Source organism: Colwellia sp. PAMC 21821, from assembly GCF_002077175.1.
GTDB lineage: Bacteria > Pseudomonadota > Gammaproteobacteria > Enterobacterales > Alteromonadaceae > Cognaticolwellia.
Genome location: NZ_CP014943.1, coordinates 2135396 through 2155792, shown reverse-complemented (window position 1 = coordinate 2155792; position 20397 = coordinate 2135396). Strand labels below are relative to the sequence as shown.

Below are 20397 nucleotides of genomic sequence, written 5' to 3'. Positions count from 1 at the left end.
GGCTCCGTTATTTCTCATGCTCTAATGTTTTGGTTTCAGTTCGGGCTTTCTTCTTATCAAACTTTTCCTCTAAGTGTGCCTGTGGTTCTTTTAAACGTTCTAATTTAGCTAAACGAGGAAATATAGCGAGTATCTCTTCAACAATATTAAATGCTTGCAGTAAATCATCTTCATCTACTCCATCAGAATGTGTACCTTCGTTACCCACTAAACGTAATGTGTTTAAAAAATTAGCTTCTATTGGGTATTTTGTTTCCAGTTCTTTTATTTGCCGAGCAAGAGTATTCGGCTTCATACCTAATTCACTACAGTATTTTTCTATTCCTCGTCTTAATTTACTGGCAGATAGATTGGTATCAATATGAAAATAACTAAACGCTCCCAAGAGTTCAAACTGTATTGATACTGGAACTTCAAGGCTAATCTCAAACATGGGCACAGGTATTGAAAACTGCTCTACTTTATACAGCGCAGGTAATTGTGTTTCATTAGTGGTTTTCTTTGTATGCTCTTGAGACAAGCCTGTTACTGCAACATTGTCATTACAGCTGGCACAAGCCATGAAGGCTGTAAACTTACAAAAGTGATAACTTGGTTTTGCCACTTGATATATTGCGTAACCAATAGCACCACACACACCTAATAGGGAGTTACTTTCCAGCATTTTCCCAATGAGCTTCTCTTGTGCTATGCCTTTTACTTTTTGCTTATCATTCTCTAAGTTAAAGTGGCGTGAGGCCATTTGCTTGTATTTTTCAGATACTTCACGACTAACTAGACTACTTTCATCTATATTTAACGTTTCTTGATGGCAATAAGGGCAGGGTAAATTAGGGTATTTATCTAAAGCGACGAAGCCTAAAATTGATTTCCATTTGTCAGTGTTCACGAACTAAATCCTTTTAAAATTTCTATAATCTCTTTATTGAAAATAAAACTTAATATTGAAAAGCAGCCTAAAAAATATGGCGATATAATATCTAAGTTTTCACGGTGCGTGAAAAACCTTGCGGCACGATAGCGAAGTTCATAAGATAAAACCTTAAAATATGGTTTGAGGTTGACTCTGTTTTTGGTAACCTTTTTATCTTCTTGTTTATCTTTTTTCTTAATCTCGTCACTTTTAATGCGCATTAAATTAACTGTTGCCCAACTTTCATAACCTGGGCCATCACCACTAAACCAAGTGTATTCAAGGTTTCTGCCAAAGAAAGCAGAGCAACGATATTTTGTCTTTATTCCACGGCAATCTTGTTGATCAATATCTTTTATTAAATTTTCAGGATACAACTTTGTAATTAACCCCTCACTTTCGTTTGCTTCATCATGATACAAATAAAAATATCGATCATTGAGCATTCGTTCCGTCCATGTTTTATATAATTCATCATGATATGGGCGGGCGTAGTTGTAGTAACGGATCATGAGAAAAGCTATAGATAAAAGCAGTAAGTAAGCAATGCCGCTTTGATTAGTGAAGCTAATCTTCATGATAAAGGTGTTCGCATCAACTACCTTTGCGCCTGAAAAAGTAATTGCTAATAAGATAAGGGAAACCACGGTAAGTAATTTACGTTTAGCCTTTAAGCCTTCATCAGCGTCAATACGCTGAGTTAGCGTTAATTGCTTAGGGGGCTCAACAGCAGCGGCTGGAATAGGCGTGACTATTGATGCTTGCACCGGATTATCTGACATTGATAGATCCTTGACTTGATGATTTAAGTCTTTGCCCTTTCTTTGAGACAAAGTGCCTAACGTCAATTTTTCCCGTGACGGCTGCAGAGATTAGAGCTGTGCGTCGCTCTTTGATAAGTTCTATAGCTTTTTCTGATTTTGAAATTAAAAGATCAAATTTATTCATTTGCTTAAATGTATATTCTGCAATTTCTTTTTGCTCTTCTATTTGAGGGAATGCTCCAGTCAACTTATTTACATCAGGCATTCCAATAGTTTTCAGTGTCGCGCCAGCGGTATACCTATCTAATTCATCTTTCATTGCATAAAATACTAATAATAAGTATTCAGGATATGTCTCACTCTCATTACAAACCCAAGCTATCACATGTTGGGAAACAGCCATAATTCTCGTGGTAATTGCGGCTAAACCTATGCTCGCATCTCTCGTAAATACAACACATCGTTTAGGTAGCTTTTTAGCTGAGGAGTTTTCAAGACCTTTTTCATTTAAATAGAAAGATGTATCGGTAATGTAATCAACTTGCTTAAGCTGTGTCGAATCATTTAGAGATACCCATGGTATTTCACAGTTAACCCAATATTCTTCTTTCTTTTTATCTGGAGTATGCCCACTCGCTAATTTAGCTATTTGTTTTATACGACACACTTTCCAATGCTCTGGCACCCCTCCTAACCACTCAACACCTGAGTCCCGAATGGGGGCTTTAGGGTTGATTCCTTTAGTGACGGCATGGCTGATCACAGCCTGTCGTTTTTCTTTTAGCAATTTAATTAGCTGTTGTTGTTTTTCAATCAGGGTGTCTATTTTGGCTGTTTCGTGGTTGAGGAAGCTGGCTATTTTTTCTTGCTCAAAGATAGAAGGCTTATAAATTACAACATTTTCGACTTGCTCAGCGCTTACTGCTTCAAATGTACTACCTGTAGAAACAGAATCTAATTCCGATCGAACTACAGGAATAAGCCACCATAAAAAGTCTGGAGTTAGACTTTCATTATTTGAAATAGCGCATAAACCCCGACCAATTCCATATGTTTGATCAGCAAGGTTTAACGCACCAACAGGGGCACGAACAGAGAATAGTAAATTACCTTTTTGAGCTACCTTTCTAGAAACATCACAATACTGTTTAGGAGTTGGGGACTTAATACCAAATTCCGCATTACCTTGTAAAAAGGGCAAACCTAATCCGTCTTGATTACAATCAACAGAATTAGGTGATTGTCCCATATTTATGGAAGATTCAAACTTAAGTCGGGATGATATCCACTCATTAGGAACTAAACCAAACCATCTAACGCCAGAGTTTTGGTATTCAGAGTATGCCTGGTACTTCCCTAGCATTACGAATGCACCTCTTGCAGCAAATTCATAATTTCAGCTGAAACCGCATCTAAATCAGAATCAATAGCGATTAAGTCACGCGGAGGCTGGTATTGATAAAAGTGACGATTAAAAGGAATTTCATAACCAACAATGCCTATCTCTTGATCTTTCTCGTCTTTTTTATTGGCATCTATCCAAGCATCAGGCACATGGGGTTGTACTTCTTTGGTGAAGTAGGCTTCGTTGAGGTCGTTAACCGATTGTAATTGGTCAAGCGCTACGTTTTCGTTGTCACGCAAATCACCATCGGCTTTGTATTCAACAACTTTTTTCCCATTGCCTGCGCCGCCACTTTCTGCAAATAAACCATAAAAAGGGCTGGCGGCAGCATTGCTGTGAACTTTTTTAACCACTTTTTCTGCTTCAGGATTTTTCCAACTTACTGCCATAGTAATTTGTTTTTTCGCTTTTGGGTCTAATTTAATAGACTCATTTTTACATGCTTTGCTTAGTACAGCGTCAAAGGTATTCATGTCGTCACACTGTTTTGTGCCTATTTGCACTTGTAATTGGCGCGCAGTTAATAAAACAAGTAGCTGCGAGTTCCATAGTTTTTGGTCTAATAATTCTTTTATTTTCGCTTCTTTTACATCACTGAAATGTGCTTTTAAGTGTTTACGAATATCTGTTTCATGCTCAGTTAATACTCCGTACTCTTTACTTTTATCAGCCGCAGGCGCTTGCGAACAAGCTTCGCTATCAGACCAAGCATTGCCATACGTTTCATAAAGCCATTTCATTGGCGCGTATAAAGGTTTAGCGGCAAAGCGTAACTCGGCTAAACGTTCGTCACTAAATTGGAAGCTTTCACGTAATGGGCGTTCGATAGTGATGCGTCGATAACCAAATTCGTGTGTGTCGAATATTTTACTCGCGAAGGTTTTAGGGGCTTCGGTTTTTGGATTGGCTGATTGACGGCCACGATTGCTTTTGACTTCCGCCGGCTTATTTAGCCCTAATTCATCAAGGGTAATGGCATCAACCACCTCAAAAGCACCAAAGCTGCGTGTGATAGTAGCAATGTCATCGGCACTCATTTCATTACGTTTAGAGCCTAACGATTTACGCATTTTTCCACAAAGGTTTACACCGTTAATCAGCTGTACTTTGCCTTTACGTTCAGCTGATTTTTTATTACTTAATACCCACACATATGTAGCGATACCTGTGTTGTAAAACATATCGGTAGGTAGTGCGACTATAGTTTCGAGTAAATCAGCTTCAAGGATATAGCGACGGATTTCAGATTCACCTGAGCCTGCGCCACCAGTAAACAACGGGGAGCCATTAAGAATAATACCAATCCGTCCGCCGCCATCACTACTATCTCTTAGTTTACTTAGAAGATGCATTAAAAATAATAGTGAACCGTCAGACACTCTGGGTAAGCCTGCACCAAAGCGACCATCAAAGCCTTTTAGCGTATTTTCATCTTTAATGGTTGTTTCTATTTTTTTCCAATCAACGCCAAAAGGTGGGTTAGATAACATGTAATCAAACTTGTCAGCATACAACTGATCATTCGATAAAGTATTACCGAGCTTTATATTGGTAACATCTTGGCCTTTAATCAGCATATCGGCTTTACAAATAGCGTAACTTTCTGGGTTAAGCTCTTGGCCATAAGCACGCATAACCGCTTGCGGGTTCAATTCATGCACGTATTCCATACCAGATGATAGAAAGCCGCCGGTACCTGCGGTTGGATCATAAATGGTGCGGATAATGCCAGGTTTAGTTAAGGCGTCATCATCTTCCATAAATACTAATGAAGTGGTTAAACGTACGATATCGCGAGGAGTAAAGTGTTCGCCGGCTGTTTCATTAGAGCCTTCTGCAAAACGGCGTATTAACTCTTCAAAGGTTAAACCCATGTCGTGGTTTGAAATAGCCTTTGGGCTTAGATCTGTAGAACGAACTTTTTGTACAACCTTCCAGAGTAAATCTGCGTCATTAAGTTGGGCAATAAATTCAGCAAAGTTGAAATATTCAAAAATTTCGCGAGCGTCTTTTGAAAAAGCTTGAATATAACTTTCAAGATTAGCTTTAATATCGGCTTCACCAAGCTTCGACATGTCCATTTTTGAAGTATTGAAAAAGCTCAAACCTCCTGTTGCTCTTAACAGTAATTGTTCTTGCGCTTCTTCTGGCAAATTCATTTTTTGAATTTTTTCATTCTCAGCCAACAAGGCTTCTTTACTTGCTTCTAATACACCTTCAAGACGGCGTAATAACGTAAAGGGCAAAATAATACGGCCATACTGAGATTGCTTGAAATCGCCACGAAGTAGGTCAGCAATAGACCAGCAAAAAGTCGCTAGATTGTTAGGAGTTTGGTTCATTAAATATCTCTTTATTAAATTCGTTATCTAGCTTTTAAGCGTAAGGCTGAAAGTTATTATCGTCTTGGGACATTAAGCGCATTAATTTAGGATGAAAAAATAGCTTTTCTTTGCCAAGCTGCATTTCTTCTAGCACGCCTATTTCCGCTAACTGCTTTAAGTACACAGAGGCAGTTTGTCGTTTAGCAATGTCGCGATCAACTAAGTTATTAATACGACAGTAAGGCTGTTCAAAAATAACCTGTACCAATTCATAACTGTATATTTTGGGCAGCTTCTCTTGAATATACTTACTTGTATCTTCAATCAGTGTGCGAATAGCCGCTATTTTTTTGGTTGTCCAACGCGCCATCTCTGTTACGCCATTAAGAATAAAAATAATCCACTCTTCCCAATTAGCATCCGATGTAACACTGGTGAGTAAGCGGTAATAGTCAGCTTTATGCTGCACGATATACCGGCTTAAGTACAAAATAGGCAGGGTTAGCAACTCTTGCTCTAACAAGTAAAGAATATTGATTATTCGCCCTGTTCTACCATTACCGTCGTGAAACGGATGAATAGCTTCAAATTGATAGTGGCTAACAGCCATTTTAACTAATGGGTCTATATCATCTTCTGCATGAAGAAAGTTTTCCCAATTGGTTAATAAGTCTCGTATAGCTGTTTCACCGATTGGTGGGGTATAAACAATTTCTTGGGTATTTTGATTACTATTTACAGTGCCTGGAACTTTGCGAATATCCATAGCTGCAGCTTTTAGCGTACAACAAATTTCAATGGCGGTATTGGTGCACAGAGGACGTTTTTTTAGGTTTATATAACCTTCATAAAGCGCAGTTCTATAACTTAACGCTTCTTTTGTAGCAGGGTCAGCTAAATTATCTTCTTGTGAGAACTGAAAGAGCTTATCTGTTGTAGTGAATATGTTCTCTATTTCAGAGCTGTCTTTAGCTTCTAACAATGGCAGTAAGTTTATTAATAAGCTTTGGTTTGGCAATAACTCGCCAGCTTGTTTTAACTCTGCAAGTGCAGCACGAGCAGGAATACACGCTTTAAGAATATTAATAGATTCAACATTATCTCTGGCTGGTGGTAACAATGGCATATTGTTAAACGGAACTTCAGCTTGCCATGACATGTTTATACATCCTTACTGTTTCGACATGAAAATAGTATATGTTGATAGGATCGACACGTAAAGGTTATATGTCGAATAAATCAACTTATATCGACACGTTTTGATTTCATGTTTATTACATCAACATAGCTAAATTCGTTTCGTTTTTCTTAATTAAGTCACTTTAGTCGTAAAGGCTAGTTAATAGAAAGCCTAAAAATACTAATGGAACATCCAAACTTAACCAAGCTAAGCTAAGCTAAGCTAAAACGATTTTAGAATCACAGCTTAGTTAATAATACTTCAGTTTTCTTGCTCTTAAATATAATCAAACCCAAAAAAGTACTTATCAAAAGCCAAATTGTTGATGGTTCTGGCACTGATGTTACTTGTAAGTTTTCTAAGGTGGCTCTGACAATGAAGTCATTCGACTGATTTGAAAAGTCTTCTGCGATTATTTCGAGAAAGTTAGAATTAAACTGGTCTAGAGAAAAAGCGGGCAGAGTATCGATATTAATGTTATTTAATGCAACACCGCTCCAGTCATACATATTTAATCTAAATGATATACCTGTATTTCCAGATCCAAAACTCACACCATGTTCGAAATCAATTCCAGAAGTGAAATATATACGGTCATGACTAACATCATTAAATATTTGAATTGATCTTTTAGGACCGTAATAATTCGGCTCTACTTTTGCTGTAGGTGCCATATCAAAAGAGTGCACTCCTACTTGAAAGGTTGCTTGGGTAAGTACTATATATTCTGCATAGTTTCCATCGTAATATGAGGGTAGCGCATTACTATCAAAAGTTAACTCACCTTGATAAGTATCTCCATCACTAATCCCAGCGATTAAATTTCTAGTGTCATCTATCTGTCCGGAAAAATTATAAGTGATGAGGCTTGCATGTACTGGTGAACAAAATATAAATATTATAAATAATAGCTTTTTCAATTTATCTTCCTGATAGTTATTCTTCCTAGGCGGCAAGAATTTACAGCTTTAATTCTTTAAAAGCAATAATTTATATTCTCTTCTTATAAGCAATAAATCGCTATTTTCCATATGTTTAATTGTAAATAACACTATTGATCATGTTTATGATCAGAAAACTGATCACAAACATGATCAACGACTTAAGCAATTGAAAAATAACATCATAAGTGCCTAACCCTCTTTGTTTGATTATTTGGTTAGCACTTAACTTTTTGTTTTTATTTAAATAAGTTATGTTGATCAGGAGGTTATCAATCGAACAATAGCTAAAAGCTGGCATCAATACTTAATTGTATCTTATACCCTAGATCTTCAAAGGTCAGTTCCATATATGGACCATCATAATTCATGAATAACTGATTATGAAAATTAGCTCCACCTTTAGTTGTATATTCAGAATGAAAACAAATATCGATAGTTTCAACTTCTAGCTGGTTAGGCTTTTGATGAGTAAGCAAAGCAAATAAGTTATTTTGTTCAGCTTCTCTTATACAACCAGCAAAATATTCAGCCTGATCATGACTTCTATGCTGCTTTAAGATAAAGACAGCTTCTAAGTGACAAAATAAGAATAACGTTTTACTATTTTTCTTTTGAGGTAATTCATCTTCATCCATTGTAGCTTCAGAGATCCAATCCCTAATAATTGATGAGTTTTGACATAGTCCTATCAGTTCATTTTTATACCACAACTCATAGCTATTACTCTGTTTAAATGGAATATAATTTAAGCTCTCTTCTCTATTATCTAATTCTTTTTTGAATTTTCTATAGCATTGTTGTTTTTGTTTTTGAGTTGCAAGCCCCCTAGTAACGCTTATAAAACGCCCATCAGTTGAAGAGTGATATTCACCAAAAGAAAGTACCTGCTTATTGGGTACTAACTCTCTATTTAATTTATTCATATGATTACTTCTTATATAATTTATTAATATTTTTGGTTAAGCGTAAAAAATTACGTAGTTCAATCGTTTGTATGCATTTAGTTTTACTTCGCGTTTCTCTAAAGATAACGGCTCCTTGATACCGTATTTTATGGTTTTGATATATTGGTGATATCCAACCACCATTGAGTTCATCAATTTCTTTTAAATTGCAAAGTTGCATCATACAAAGAGCCTTATATTCAAACTCTGTTAAATGTTTATTTAATGGTACTCCATACAAAACTCTTGAACGTCCCCCATGCTTCAAAGCATTCTGATTGCCTTTAGGAGCTCCAGCGCCTTCTCGTTTACCACCTCTTGGCATGTAAAATATCCTTAATTTATTTAAACTTTCAAACGACTTGTTTGATAATCACTAATGCCTGCAGGTTTATTACCTTTAGATTCATTTTTAGCTAAGTAACTAATTCGGTAAATAACTCTCTGTATAGATTTACTATTATTTCGTTTTACCATGTAACCATTATTTTTAGGGTAAAATGGACTGAGATAAAGTAGTGAGTCACAAATACGATCTATAATTTCCCCAAGCCCAAAAGGTTTCCATGCTTTATGGCCATTAAGAAAAATAGCGCAATGATAATGCGGTGTTTCACAACTATCAGTTTGCTCTCTGACCCATATAAATCCCATTAAGCATCTGTACTTTGTTTTGACTTGGCTTCTAAGCTTTTTTATTAATTTACTGATAAGCTCATTATTTTTAATTTCTAAACATATTCTTACATCAAATCGGCTAACAAATACTTTTGAATATTTGCTTAACATTTGATTTAGTTGATTACATCCTTTTTCAGTTATTGTATCGTTGGCACCTTGTTTGAAATGCATTACCTTCCATATCTGTTCTTGGTAAATAAAATCTTTAACCCGAAAGTAATAAGCCATAATATTAATAATATCCTGCTGCTAAAGATCTAATGAAATTCTCTGTATAAGCTGTATTTACTGTGATTTTCATTTTATTTAATTCATTTTTTGATAGACAAAATCACCTGTATTGTTTCAAAGTGTTACATTACAGGTTGTAAAAAAGGACAGGTAACTGCCCTTGTTTATTATTTCAACTCTTGTTTAAGCCAATTTTGATAATCACTTTCTCGCCAGCCGATAATTCGACCATTCTTCCTTACTGGTGGTATAAATGATTTTTTATTTCTGATTGAGTTAGACCATCTATACAATGTAATTCGACTGAAGCCAGTACGATGTATCATTTCTTTGTAACGTATTAATCTATCAACCGGATGTCTTTCAGCTATCAAACTGCATATTTTAAAATTAGACATGACCCCTCCTAAACGGCTTCTCTTGAACTAACCCAATCAAGTAGCGAGCTTAGGCGCCAACCCACCGAATGAGAAGAAAGCTTAACCCGCTTTGGAAATTGACCTTTTCGTTCAAGTTGAAATGCTTGAGATCTGCTAATAGCAGTAATTTTTTCACGCTCGGCTTCTTTCACAATTCTGTCGTAACATAAATCAGAATTTAAAGAAGTATTGGTTTGCTTGGAATGGAGTAGTTGGTTCATGTTGTTCCCACATAGGTTCATCTGTTTTAGTGGGGCAATATTAATGTTTGCTATATTATCAGTATGCCCGATATTTAAAAAAATAATTTCGGGCATACTAAAAACAAAAATAAATTAAAAAAGATCCTTAACTATCATGTGGTTGGTAAAATCATTACTATGAATATAATATTTCGCCTTTCGGTAATGGCCGTCATCTAAATAACGATTTAATAAATCAGGAAGTTCACTAGTGACATATTTATCTGACTTCTCTTCATAGCCAACATCAGTTGGAAACAGCATTTTTTTTATTGAAGATATACTAACCTTTTTGACTTTTTTAGATTCAACGTCAATTAATAATGACGGGATGAAGTCCTTTGTATCTGCACCCGAAAATACCATGGGCTTCCCTAGCGAACTACAATAAACAGCCCATAAACGAAGATCAATATACGGTATCAAGTTATTAACAATCGCCGTTTTAATATAAGCTTCGCTTACTCCTGTAACTTTATTATCAGGCTCCAGAGTATGCATTTTCCTTCTAAATTCACGGATAATTAAATCAAGGCCTGCATGGATTTCTTTGTCCGTATTTGAACGTAAATCGACTTTCAATAATAATTCATCAAACACAGTTTCTGAATCATAAAAATTGAGGCTGAAATCTTCACATACATGACACTTATGAGGAATAAAGGGGTCTTCTTTAGGTTCTGCCAGCTCTTGGCTCAGTTCAATGGTGGAAGAATACATTTCAAGATCTTCTTTGGAAACTACAGAGATCCCATAGGTACTTTTAATGCACTTACATTTAGGATCTTCATCATATTGTTTAGTTACCAGGATATTTCCAGCTAAAATACTTTGCCACTCAGGACAATTAGGGAAAATATTTATAGACGAAAAGTCATCATATAAGCTTTCGAATAATTTTAATCGAAAGGACAGCTCATTAAAGAAATCCTTAAGATTTAATTCTCTCAATACTTCGTAATTCTTTAGAGAAAACCAATCTAAATACGTAAGTTCATCCTCTAAATTAATCATCATTTCGCACTACCATTTATTATGTCTTCAAGTAAAAAAGCTATTTTAGTATGCGCAGCTAATCGTTCCTCTAAATAATCATAGCGGTCATAAATACCTTCAACTCCTTTCAACTTATGGTTAAGACAACGCTCAGCAATATCCCCTGGAATACCTAGAGCTGGCGCTAAACTTCGAAATGTTCGGCGTAGATCATGAGGTGAGAATGGTTTTATATCGCCCATTAGATTAGCAGGCTGTACTTTACGACCGGCTTCATGACCAAATAATGATGAGATAGCTCTATTTAGGGTATCATTTCCCATATGCGGTTTTTTAGATGATCGACGGGCTGGAAATATATAATCTGAACCACAAGCGCGTACTTTTAATTCATGTAACCAATCAAGAACCTGTATTGGCAGTGGTATGGTAATTGGTGCCCCTGTTTTACTTCGGCCTTCAGGTAAGTGCCAAAGCGCTTTATCTAATTCAAATTCATCCCATTTAGCACAGCAAAGTTCACTTTTCCTTACGCCTAATGTGATTAATAAAGCACAAGCTAAATAATTATCTCGATTAAACTTCGTAATATTCTCTTTAAAAACCTGAAAAACCTTAGTAATTTCAGGGATTGTTAAGTACCTATCTCTACTTTGCTCTACTCCTCCAGCATCAGATACTGTAAAAGCGCCAGCAGGGTTATGCTCAATTAGCCCTAATTTAATACCGTGCCTAAAAAGTTGTTTTAGATACATTAACGCATCATTAGCAACAGTAGGTCTTGCGTCTGATATGCTCTGAATAATCTCACGAATTTTAAGTGGTTTAATTTGATCTAAAGGGTGATTACCTATGTATGGTTTTACATCCTTTGTATAAACACGTTTTGGGATATTTGGATGTTTAAGTCGCTTAGCGATGTCGTTTATATACCAATCTTCAAATAAATCATCTACTAACTTTATCGATTGCTCTTTTATGCGTTGTCGAGTAATCAGAGGATCCGTACCTAGATTAATTTCACGTTTTTTAATTGCTGCATCGGCTTTAGCATCGGCAAGTGATAAATCTGGATATTTTCCTAGCGTCATTTCTTTTCGCTTGCCGTAAGCCGTATAACGAAGCATCCAATAAGGTGTCGCAGAGTTTCTCACGACCAAATATAAACCACCGCCAATTGGATGGCGCTTGGGCCCACCTTTTATAAAACTTTGAATTTGCTTAGCTGTTATTGATTTAGACATTTGCCCACCATGTAAGTTATTAGCACTTTATTATGCCCACCGTATTGCCCACCAACAATGTTACAACTTACATGCACAAATGAAAACAACCAGATACAAAAAAGCCCCGAATAACGAGGCTTTAATTACTTATCAGTACATTCATGAATACACAAAAACACTATTCAATATTCTGAATCTGCTCGCGCATTTGTTCGATTAAAACCTTTAACTCTACCGCTGAATTAGTAATGTCAGCATTAATAGATTTAGAGCCTAAGGTATTCGCTTCGCGATTAAATTCTTGCATCATAAAGTCTAAACGACGGCCTTGTGCGCCGCCCTTTTTCAAAATGCTGCGAGTTTCTTTTACATGGCTAAATAGACGGTCAATTTCTTCATCGACATCCATTTTTTGCGCGAGTAATACCAACTCTTGTTCAACGCGTGTTGATTCAAGTTCAATGTTAGCATCAGCGAACTTGTCGGTAATGCGTTTACGTTGCCATTGAATAATTTCTGGCATGTGGCCTTTTACAATATCTGCTTGCTCGATAATGCCGTCTAATCGCTGTTCAATAAGGACTTTAAGGTTTTCACCTTCATCGGTACGAGAAGTAATAAAGTCTTTTAATGCTTGGTCAAAGCCCGCTAATATTTCGGCTTGTATAGTGCTCATGTCTGCTTCTTCAGCTTCCATAACACCAGGCCAACGCATAATTTCTACGGGATTTACAGTTGAGTTATCTGATAAAGCGGCAATAGTATTAGCATGCTTCATTAATTCTGCGGCTAACTCTGCGTTTAATGTTACGTTACTTTTTGCTGAAGGATTAGCATTAAAACGTAAGTTACATTCAACTTTTCCGCGATTTAGTTGTTTGCGAAATCGTTCACGCAATACCGGTTCTATACTGCGAAATTGCTCAGGAAGTCGAAAATATGTTTCAAGAAATCGTTGATTAACAGAACGAATTTCCCATACGGCATTACCCCAATCGCCTTTTATTTCATGACGTGAGAATGCTGTCATACTATGTATCATAGAATTTCCTAAATATTTAAAATTAACAATGTGATGGATTATGCCCTAGCTGAGATGAGGTATCTACTATCCGGTCATTTATTCATGTGAATACCTTATCAATTGGCATTTACTCTGATAAATATCCATTTTACTCCTTTATAAGCGGCAAACTCGCCTGTGCTTAATGAAGCCAAAATCGTATAAATAATCACTTACATTTATAAATTCGATGAATTACTGCGATTGAAAAGCTATGATGATAATGACTCATTTTTAAAGATATTTAACGTTTAAGGCTACCTTGTAAATATGCATATCGAAAATTCAGATCATTCCAAGCAATTGCAACAATGCCGCTTATACTTTGCTGCTGGTGAGTTTAGTAAATTAAATGAAATTTTTTTACCGCTATTAGATAAAAAAGTCCCCGAAGCCCTGCTGACAAAAGTCGATTTCCTCATGCAGCAAGATGCCAATAAAGGCATTGGTTTTTTATTACAGTTAGCTGGCGAGATCATTCCTTTAGCCAATTACAAGATGGCGATGCTGTTATATTTTCATCCGGAGTTAACTTTAGACTTTAATACTTATTTAGAGCAGGCCTATAAAGAGCAAGAATTACCCGCGATAATCACCTGCGTTTATTTAGCTTATGCAAATAAACGCCCTGAAGTTGCGCAAAGTTTATTACTCGCACATGCAGAAGTTGACGAAATTAGGGCATTATTAGGTGAGCTGGGTTTAGTTGTAGGTGTAGGTAATAAAAAAAACCCGCATATCAAGCCAGATTATCAGGCATTTAAACGCGCGGATCATAGCCAGCATCATTTAGATTATCTCAATGCCGACATATCATTAGCAACTAGTGACAATTTTCTCAATGCCTTTGAATGCGCATGGCTTAAATGTAGATCGAAAGCATCACTCGAGCCTTCGATGGTGGTGAATGCAGCAACCGGAGATAAAATACAAAGCCCTGTTAGAACGAATCAATTCAGTCAACTGGTCCCAACATTGAGCGATTGGGTATTGCTAGATATTGAACAGCGCATTGCGACACTCATTGGCTTACCCATGTCCCATGGTGAAATCAGTAATATGCTTTATTATCAGGAAGGTAATGAATATAAAGCACATTATGATTTTTTTCATCCCAAAGATCCTGGCTCTGAATTAGCCATGCAAGACGGTGGGCAGAGAGTCAGAACGGTGCTTTGTTATTTATCACCGGCGACAGAAGGCGGCGAAACTTATTTCCCGCGTATTGACGAAAAAATAAATGGCCATGTAGGGCAACTGATTGTATTTGACAATGTCAGTAAGCAATTAGCTCCTTTGCCCCTATCCTTGCATCAAAGCTTACCGGTAATTTCAGGGGAAAAGTGGCTATTAAGTAAGTGGTTTCGATTAAATGAAACTAGCTATAAAACCAACCTTATCGAATTGAATTTATAGCTCGAGCTTAACTTATATTTTCTTGCCAACGTGCTTTAATATGATCAGCAACACGAAATGAATTTGCGTAAATGGTAAACGTATAAGGCACGCTACCACCGGTTGGCATAAACGAGGCATCAGTAACAAATAGGTTATCTACCTCGTGTGCTTGGCAGTTTTTATTCAGCACTGAGGTTTTAGGATCGTTGCCAAAACGACAACCTCCAGCCATTAAGTTTGATGCCGGGGCGCTACTGACCGATGATGAAATGTTTGTTGCGCCCATTTCACCCAGTAATTTTTCTGCTTTTTCAGCCAAGTACTCGCCAACATCTAAGTCGTGGTTATGTGCGCCAATACGTATCTTCGCAACTTTATCACCCCATTTATCGGTAATTTCATCGTCTAAATCTACAAAACAATTATCGGTTGGTAGCCAGTCATTAAACACTTCAAAACGTAGGGTTTTGTAGGTGGTAAATTCAGCTTTCATACTCTGCTTAAGTTCTTCACCCCAAAGTAGTTTTTCGCTGTCTTGGCTTTCATCATATTGCCATTGCGTACCATGCGCGCGTGATATCGGGTTTTGGTAGAATAAGAAATCTATCGTGCCGCCTTTGGCTTTGCCATTACGATTTATACCGTTAAAGGCTTTATCGTCAATTTGATACCAGTCTTGCAATGCGCGGTTTATAAATGGACCTACTTGGGTTAATTGCGCTTTTTTTTCTGCCGTTAAGTCTTTGTAAAAAAAGTCACCACGGCCAGTGCCACCGCCGCTAAAAATTAAATTTTTACCGACATGCCCCGCGTTATTAGCTAAACCGTTAGGAAATTTTTCACCTTTCGATGCCAGTAACAAACGAGACGTTTCTACAGCTTGGCAAGCAACAACGTAATACTTAGCCTGAACCACTTTTTTACGCCCTGCTTTGTCGTAATAATGCACACCCGATATTTCGCCTTGGCTATCTGTAGCAATATTATAAACTTTCGCATGCGGTGTAATGGTGCAATTGCCTGTAGCAACCGCATGATTTAATAGCGCCGCTCGGCCACTGCCTTTTGCCCCAGACGAGCAACCGTAACTGCTGCAATAGCCTGAATATTCACAGCTATTTCGGCCCATCGCCGGTTGTGACAATATCGCTCGTGGCACAGGTACTGTGTGATAACCAATTTTTTCCGCGCTTTCATCTATCCACGATGAGATAGCGTGTTCAGCTACCGGAGGATAAGGAAAGTCTGTCGATCTAGGCTCTTGATGCGGATGTTCAGTAACTCTGCCTGATACGCCAACCACCTTTTCAACCATCGCGTAATAAGGTTCAAGCTCGTCATAACTGATCGGCCAATCTTCTATATTGGCGCCTTCAATCGCGCCAAATTCAGTTTTTAAACGAAAATCTACCGGTTTTAAGCGATGAAAATAACCGCTCATAAAATTTGATGAACCGCCGACTACGGTGCCGTTCCAAAAGCTCCAACCTGACTCACTTGTTGCCTCGCCTTGCCAGTAACTTTCACCCGCTTCGTTTTCATATTCTTCTTCAATAACATGTTGTTCGTCTTCAAGCTTGGGGTTGTAAGCATCACGCAAACTAATCGCGAGTTCATCTTTGTAGAACTCTTTTTCGGTTAACCAAGCGCCTTTTTCTAACACTAATACTTTAGCGCCAGCGTTAGCTAAGGTATAGGCTACTGGTGATGCGCCGGCGCCACTGCCCACGATACAAATATCATATTTCATGCTTTTTTAGTTCCTATTTGCGAGCGAGTATATTGCTGGTGACTAACCACCTGAGTAGTTGTTTTATTTGCCCGCGCGGTCTTGTTACTCATCACAATAGGTTGCTTGCCGGGTAATTCGTAATATCGCTTGCCCGTTGGAGGTAACGGAAATCCTGCTTGGTGATCTAACCATTGCCAACCAATACCATTAGGGTTACCACCATAACTTGGTGGTGAAAGCATCGCTTCAAAAATATAACTGACTAAATTACTTAGCCAATTTTCACCCGCCCGTGAGTTACTTATTGCTCGTAGTGTTTTTTCTTTTTCATCAAGCGTCAGACCGACAAAATTTTTCTGTAATTGGCTCTGACTAAAACCATTTAGCCAACCAACACCTTTATAAATAAATTCAATTTCTGCGCTATCGGTGGGTTGCTGATACACAACATTATATAAATACTGAGTGACTTGAATTTCTTTTGCACTTGGGCCGGTTGGTGATGCGGGTAATAAATGCGCGAGTACGGCATCAAGCGTTAACCAAGGGTCAGTTTGTAAAACACGGGAGAATTCATCGCCAGCCAACGCAGACCAAGCCTTTAATGGCATAGCGGCAACCATAGTTGCGCCAGCAGCTGACTTTAACGCGTTACGTCGCGATACTTTTTTTTGTAACCAGGATGGGGTACGAAAATTTTCATCAAAAAACGATGTAACTTGCGATACTGTCTTGCGAACCGTCTTCTTTCGAGTCACGGTTTTAGCCTTTTGCACTTGTATCATGGGCATGTTCCTTATTATTTTTTACCTGCCATTTTCTTAAAAATGTCAGCCAGTATTCAGCAGAGTACTCCAAATCATCTAATAGTTCAGCGGTATCTTTTGATAACAACATTTGGCCAGTACTCGTTGACACATACATATGAGGATAGCCTTGTACTGGTGGCAATGATTTCATGAAAGCTTCATTTTCATTACTGTCACTAACGCTGATTTTAAGCAGCACATAATTATCATGCAGGGCTTGATATATTTTCGGGTTTTTTTCTAAAAAGGCATCCATTTTATGACACCAAGTACACCAGTTTCCGCCAATTTCAATTAACACATTACGATCAGTTTTTTGCGCCAAAGTAATGGCTGCTTGTGCGTCTTTAAACGGGTCGCGCTTATTATCATAAACTTTACTGTAAAGCGGTAAGTTATTGACTAGTACGATAGCAGCGTTACTCGCAAACTCTTGGGCCTTTGCTTGACTAGACATAAATACACTTGATAAAAACAAAACAATAAATAGCTGAAATTTCATAAATCCTCTCAATTTCGATAACATTCAAAGGCAATTAACAACAAACGCATAGTAGTATGACCTTAGTTTAATTAACTATATTTCAAAATACTTGTGAGGTCATTATGTCAAATTGCCAGTCGAACGATTATAATGCGCAGCAATTATACTACGATAGGAAATTCAACATGCGTCCAAGCGGCAGAACTTTAGGGCAAATTCGTCCTGTAACTATTACTCGTCAATTTACAGCTCATGCAGAAGGCTCAGTACTTATTGAGTTTGGTGACACCAAAGTTATTTGTACCGCAACGGTTGAAACTGGCGTACCCCGTTTTCTCAAAGGCCAAGGCAAAGGCTGGATAACAGCTGAGTATGGCATGTTACCGCGTTCAACTCATACTCGTATGCGTCGCGAAGCTGCCAATGGCAAACAAAGTGGTCGTACGTTAGAAATTTCTCGTTTAATTGCTCGTTCATTACGTGCAGCGGTTGATTTAGTGGCTTTGGGTGAAAACACCATTACGGTTGATTGTGATGTAATTCAAGCTGACGGCGGCACACGTACTGCGTCAATTACTGGTGCTTGTGTGGCGTTAGTCGATGCGTTAAACCATATGCGTGCTAAAGGTATTATCAACAATAATCCACTTAAACACATGATTGCTGCTGTGTCTGTTGGCATCTACAAAGGTGAAGCAGTTTCTGATTTGGACTATGTTGAAGATTCAGCTGCAGATACTGACATGAATGTCGTCATGACAGAAACGGGTAAGTTAATTGAAGTGCAAGGTACAGCAGAAGAAGAACCTTTTAGCTTCGACGAAATGCAAGAAATGCTAGCCTTGGCTAAAAACAGCATTAACGAACTATTTGATATACAAAAAGCCGCTTTAAACTAAGCCTGACAGGAGCTAATAATGAAAGATTATCAACGCGAATTTATCGAGTTTGCCTTAGCTAAACAAGTATTACGTTTTGGCGAATTTACGTTAAAATCAGGCCGAACCAGTCCTTACTTTTTCAATGCAGGTTTATTCAATACCGGTCGTGATTTAGCCCGTTTAGGCCGTTTTTACGCCGCAGCATTACAAGATTCAAAAATTGACTACAACTTGTTGTTCGGCCCGGCTTACAAAGGTATTCCAATTGCCACAACGACGGCAGTTGCCCTTGCCGATAGTTACGATATTGATATGCCTTATTGCTTTAACCGTAAAGAAGCTAAAAAACACGGTGAAGGTGGCAGCTTAGTCGGTTCAGCACTTGAAGGTAAAGTGATGCTGGTTGATGACGTGATCACCGCAGGTACGGCGATTCGTGAGTCGATGGAAATTATTCAAGCCCATGGTGCTGAGTTATCAGGCGTACTTATAGCGTTAGACCGACAAGAGAAAGGCCAAGCTGAACTTTCGGCTATTCAAGAAGTAGAGCGCGACTTTAATACTAAAGTGATTTCTATCGTAACCTTAGCTGACTTGATTAGTTACTTGGAAGAGCAGCCTGCTATGGCTGATAGCTTAGCAAGCATTAAAAAATATCGTGAAAACTACGGCATTTAATTATAACAATTAAATACCCCGTTTTGTTCTGAAAGTAAAAAAGCCTGCAATTGCAGGCTTTTTAGTTATTGATGTACTGATTAAGCTAAGCGGTTAATTCAAATTGATGCCTTGCTGATTTTTCATAGGCTTGATTGATATTTGAATAAAATTGTTCAATACGTCCAGCCCTTTGATCAACCGTTATCGGCCTACTGGGAGCAACCGCTTCCTGTGCTGATAAGGTTTGTGCAATTTGACGGTCAAAAGCCTTGCTACTTTCATTATTTTCAAGGCTCTCATCACTTTGCAGTAGCACTTCTTTATCACGAAATAAATTACCTAGCTTAGGTTTAGACTCTTCATTTTCAACACTGGCATTAACTAACTCGGCTTGGGCCTCTAAGATAATGCTAGACGCCGTAGCAGCAACCCGTATATCTTGTGATGATGGGTTGGCAGGAGCTAACGCAGCAGCCTGAACTTTGTTCATTTTCGCAATGGTTTCTTGTGGATCGCCAGGTACAGGGGTTAAGTCAACAGAGACTTCACCTTCAACGGCATACTTTTTACCATTTGGACCCGTTTCATAAGCATAAGTCGGTGCGCCGGTAAGTGAGCCACCAACGGATGCATGGGCTCTTTCATGATTACGCACTTCTTTATCACGACTTTCTAAACTTCGAATAATTTGTTTTTCTGCAAATTCTTCATTAGTAGATTGTTGTGTACGACTTGACGCTTCTTGTCCCTGTTTTGACTCAGCAGAGCCATCACTATTTTGGTTATTGGCTTCTTGTTCAGAGCCTTGGCCTGAACGTTCATTATTGCCAGTACCATTACCAGTACCGTTGCCAATAACATTATTTGCTAGTTCCGCTTGCTTGCGTAAACTGGCGAAATCTACTTGCTGATTATTTTGTGCTGGCGTACGACCACGCTCTTTGTCAGAGGCAACGCCTTTTTCAGCAGCTGATTGACTGGACGGCTCTGGCTTTGTAATGATTTCTCTTTGCTGATTATCGCGGCGCAAGCTATCGGTCTGCAGATTTACGGCAGTTTGTACGGGTAGCTGATTGCTTTGTGGCGTGATATTCATAACGG

General features: G+C 38.0%; 21 protein-coding genes. 3 read left to right on the top strand and 18 right to left on the bottom strand.

Features of this window, described 5'->3' with window-relative positions:
• Positions 1 to 7: 7 nt before the first annotated feature.
• From A3Q33_RS09120 to A3Q33_RS09055, 14 genes are all read right to left on the bottom strand, one after another.
• Positions 8 to 889, bottom strand: coding sequence for a DUF4145 domain-containing protein (locus A3Q33_RS09120; RefSeq protein ID WP_081179676.1), 882 nt, complete (start codon positions 887 to 889; stop codon positions 8 to 10).
• Positions 886 to 1695: a hypothetical protein gene (locus tag A3Q33_RS09115; protein WP_081179675.1), complete on the bottom strand. Its 810-nt coding sequence runs from the start codon at positions 1693 to 1695 to the stop codon at positions 886 to 888. The genes A3Q33_RS09120 and A3Q33_RS09115 overlap by 4 nt, the downstream gene beginning before the upstream one ends.
• The gene (locus A3Q33_RS09110; RefSeq protein WP_081179674.1) at positions 1685 to 3040 is read right to left on the bottom strand and encodes a restriction endonuclease subunit S; all 1356 of its coding nucleotides are present in this window, start codon (positions 3038 to 3040) and stop codon (positions 1685 to 1687) included. The genes A3Q33_RS09115 and A3Q33_RS09110 overlap by 11 nt, the downstream gene beginning before the upstream one ends.
• Positions 3040 to 5424 (bottom strand): type I restriction-modification system subunit M, encoded by a 2385-nt coding sequence (locus A3Q33_RS09105; RefSeq protein ID WP_081179673.1) that lies wholly within the window; start codon positions 5422 to 5424, stop codon positions 3040 to 3042. Before A3Q33_RS09105 ends, A3Q33_RS09110 begins: the two co-directional genes overlap by 1 nt.
• Before the next feature lie 34 nt (positions 5425 to 5458).
• Positions 5459 to 6565, bottom strand: coding sequence for a protein adenylyltransferase Fic (fic, locus tag A3Q33_RS09100; protein ID WP_081179672.1), 1107 nt, complete (start codon positions 6563 to 6565; stop codon positions 5459 to 5461).
• 260 nt (positions 6566 to 6825) lie between these two features.
• Entirely contained in the window at positions 6826 to 7506 is a 681-nt protein-coding gene (locus A3Q33_RS09095; RefSeq protein WP_155866740.1) for a PEP-CTERM sorting domain-containing protein, read from the bottom strand.
• Between the two features lie 308 nt (positions 7507 to 7814).
• Positions 7815 to 8453 carry a hypothetical protein gene (locus A3Q33_RS09090; protein ID WP_081179670.1) on the bottom strand — a complete coding sequence of 213 codons (639 nt, stop codon included), beginning with the start codon at positions 8451 to 8453 and terminating at the stop codon, positions 7815 to 7817.
• A 4-nt stretch (positions 8454 to 8457) separates the two neighbouring features.
• Positions 8458 to 8799 carry a hypothetical protein gene (locus tag A3Q33_RS09085; RefSeq protein WP_081179669.1) on the bottom strand — a complete coding sequence of 114 codons (342 nt, stop codon included), beginning with the start codon at positions 8797 to 8799 and terminating at the stop codon, positions 8458 to 8460.
• Between the two features lie 20 nt (positions 8800 to 8819).
• The gene (locus A3Q33_RS09080; RefSeq protein WP_196798074.1) at positions 8820 to 9326 is read right to left on the bottom strand and encodes a YagK/YfjJ domain-containing protein; all 507 of its coding nucleotides are present in this window, start codon (positions 9324 to 9326) and stop codon (positions 8820 to 8822) included.
• Between the two features lie 227 nt (positions 9327 to 9553).
• On the bottom strand, positions 9554 to 9784 hold the full coding sequence (locus tag A3Q33_RS09075) for a helix-turn-helix transcriptional regulator (RefSeq protein WP_081179667.1): 231 nt from the start codon (positions 9782 to 9784) through the stop codon (positions 9554 to 9556).
• Between the two features lie 8 nt (positions 9785 to 9792).
• Positions 9793 to 10026 carry an AlpA family phage regulatory protein gene (locus A3Q33_RS09070; protein WP_081182470.1) on the bottom strand — a complete coding sequence of 78 codons (234 nt, stop codon included), beginning with the start codon at positions 10024 to 10026 and terminating at the stop codon, positions 9793 to 9795.
• 114 nt (positions 10027 to 10140) lie between these two features.
• Positions 10141 to 11064 (bottom strand): DUF6387 family protein, encoded by a 924-nt coding sequence (locus A3Q33_RS09065; RefSeq protein ID WP_081179666.1) that lies wholly within the window; start codon positions 11062 to 11064, stop codon positions 10141 to 10143.
• Positions 11061 to 12287: a tyrosine-type recombinase/integrase gene (locus A3Q33_RS09060; RefSeq protein WP_081179665.1), complete on the bottom strand. Its 1227-nt coding sequence runs from the start codon at positions 12285 to 12287 to the stop codon at positions 11061 to 11063. Before A3Q33_RS09060 ends, A3Q33_RS09065 begins: the two co-directional genes overlap by 4 nt.
• 160 nt (positions 12288 to 12447) lie before the next feature.
• Entirely contained in the window at positions 12448 to 13311 is an 864-nt protein-coding gene (locus A3Q33_RS09055) for a YicC/YloC family endoribonuclease (RefSeq protein WP_081179664.1), read from the bottom strand.
• A 291-nt stretch (positions 13312 to 13602) separates the two neighbouring features.
• Here A3Q33_RS09055 and A3Q33_RS09050 point away from each other — a divergent pair, with 291 nt between their 5' ends.
• Positions 13603 to 14748 carry a 2OG-Fe(II) oxygenase gene (locus A3Q33_RS09050; RefSeq protein ID WP_081179663.1) on the top strand — a complete coding sequence of 382 codons (1146 nt, stop codon included), beginning with the start codon at positions 13603 to 13605 and terminating at the stop codon, positions 14746 to 14748.
• A 7-nt stretch (positions 14749 to 14755) separates the two neighbouring features.
• Here A3Q33_RS09050 and A3Q33_RS09045 read toward each other — a convergent pair whose 3' ends face one another.
• The 3 genes from A3Q33_RS09045 to A3Q33_RS09035 are packed head-to-tail and all read right to left on the bottom strand — an operon-like array spanning position 14756 to position 17773.
• Positions 14756 to 16480, bottom strand: a complete 1725-nt coding sequence (locus A3Q33_RS09045) for a GMC family oxidoreductase (protein WP_081179662.1) — start codon at positions 16478 to 16480, stop codon at positions 14756 to 14758.
• A complete protein-coding gene (locus A3Q33_RS09040; protein ID WP_081179661.1) occupies positions 16477 to 17247 on the bottom strand; it encodes a gluconate 2-dehydrogenase subunit 3 family protein in 771 nt (256 codons plus the stop codon). Before A3Q33_RS09040 ends, A3Q33_RS09045 begins: the two co-directional genes overlap by 4 nt.
• Positions 17225 to 17773: a thioredoxin family protein gene (locus A3Q33_RS09035; RefSeq protein WP_231295818.1), complete on the bottom strand. Its 549-nt coding sequence runs from the start codon at positions 17771 to 17773 to the stop codon at positions 17225 to 17227. Before A3Q33_RS09035 ends, A3Q33_RS09040 begins: the two co-directional genes overlap by 23 nt.
• 167 nt (positions 17774 to 17940) lie before the next feature.
• Between A3Q33_RS09035 and rph the strand changes: the two genes are divergently transcribed.
• A complete protein-coding gene (rph, locus tag A3Q33_RS09030) occupies positions 17941 to 18654 on the top strand; it encodes a ribonuclease PH (protein ID WP_081179660.1) in 714 nt (237 codons plus the stop codon).
• Between the two features lie 18 nt (positions 18655 to 18672).
• Complete coding sequence (pyrE, locus tag A3Q33_RS09025; protein ID WP_081179659.1) at positions 18673 to 19314, top strand: orotate phosphoribosyltransferase; 642 nt, start codon at positions 18673 to 18675, stop codon at positions 19312 to 19314.
• 85 nt (positions 19315 to 19399) lie between these two features.
• Here the strand turns inward: pyrE and A3Q33_RS09020 are convergent, their stop codons facing one another.
• Complete coding sequence (locus A3Q33_RS09020; RefSeq protein WP_081179658.1) at positions 19400 to 20392, bottom strand: putative metalloprotease CJM1_0395 family protein; 993 nt, start codon at positions 20390 to 20392, stop codon at positions 19400 to 19402.
• Positions 20393 to 20397: the final 5 nt, after the last annotated feature.

Bases quoted from the DNA above. Each gene is read 5' to 3' on its own strand.
- A3Q33_RS09105 (WP_081179673.1), bottom strand. From the start codon at position 5,424: ATGAACCAAACTCCTAACAATCTAGCGACTTTTTGCTGGTCTATTGCT.
- A3Q33_RS09070 (WP_081182470.1), bottom strand. From the start codon at position 10,026: ATGAACCAACTACTCCATTCCAAGCAAACCAATACTTCTTTAAATTCT.
- rph (WP_081179660.1), top strand. From the start codon at position 17,941: ATGCGTCCAAGCGGCAGAACTTTAGGGCAAATTCGTCCTGTAACTATT.
- A3Q33_RS09090 (WP_081179670.1), bottom strand. From the start codon at position 8,453: ATGAATAAATTAAATAGAGAGTTAGTACCCAATAAGCAGGTACTTTCT.
- fic (WP_081179672.1), bottom strand. From the start codon at position 6,565: ATGTCATGGCAAGCTGAAGTTCCGTTTAACAATATGCCATTGTTACCA.
- A3Q33_RS09115 (WP_081179675.1), bottom strand. From the start codon at position 1,695: ATGTCAGATAATCCGGTGCAAGCATCAATAGTCACGCCTATTCCAGCC.
- A3Q33_RS09020 (WP_081179658.1), bottom strand. From the start codon at position 20,392: ATGAATATCACGCCACAAAGCAATCAGCTACCCGTACAAACTGCCGTA.
- A3Q33_RS09050 (WP_081179663.1), top strand. From the start codon at position 13,603: ATGCATATCGAAAATTCAGATCATTCCAAGCAATTGCAACAATGCCGC.
- A3Q33_RS09060 (WP_081179665.1), bottom strand. From the start codon at position 12,287: ATGTCTAAATCAATAACAGCTAAGCAAATTCAAAGTTTTATAAAAGGT.
- A3Q33_RS09085 (WP_081179669.1), bottom strand. From the start codon at position 8,799: ATGCCAAGAGGTGGTAAACGAGAAGGCGCTGGAGCTCCTAAAGGCAAT.
- A3Q33_RS09035 (WP_231295818.1), bottom strand. From the start codon at position 17,773: ATGAAATTTCAGCTATTTATTGTTTTGTTTTTATCAAGTGTATTTATG.
- A3Q33_RS09045 (WP_081179662.1), bottom strand. From the start codon at position 16,480: ATGAAATATGATATTTGTATCGTGGGCAGTGGCGCCGGCGCATCACCA.
- pyrE (WP_081179659.1), top strand. From the start codon at position 18,673: ATGAAAGATTATCAACGCGAATTTATCGAGTTTGCCTTAGCTAAACAA.
- A3Q33_RS09065 (WP_081179666.1), bottom strand. From the start codon at position 11,064: ATGATGATTAATTTAGAGGATGAACTTACGTATTTAGATTGGTTTTCT.
- A3Q33_RS09075 (WP_081179667.1), bottom strand. From the start codon at position 9,784: ATGTCTAATTTTAAAATATGCAGTTTGATAGCTGAAAGACATCCGGTT.
- A3Q33_RS09110 (WP_081179674.1), bottom strand. From the start codon at position 3,040: ATGCTAGGGAAGTACCAGGCATACTCTGAATACCAAAACTCTGGCGTT.
- A3Q33_RS09080 (WP_196798074.1), bottom strand. From the start codon at position 9,326: ATGCATTTCAAACAAGGTGCCAACGATACAATAACTGAAAAAGGATGT.
- A3Q33_RS09055 (WP_081179664.1), bottom strand. From the start codon at position 13,311: ATGATACATAGTATGACAGCATTCTCACGTCATGAAATAAAAGGCGAT.
- A3Q33_RS09040 (WP_081179661.1), bottom strand. From the start codon at position 17,247: ATGATACAAGTGCAAAAGGCTAAAACCGTGACTCGAAAGAAGACGGTT.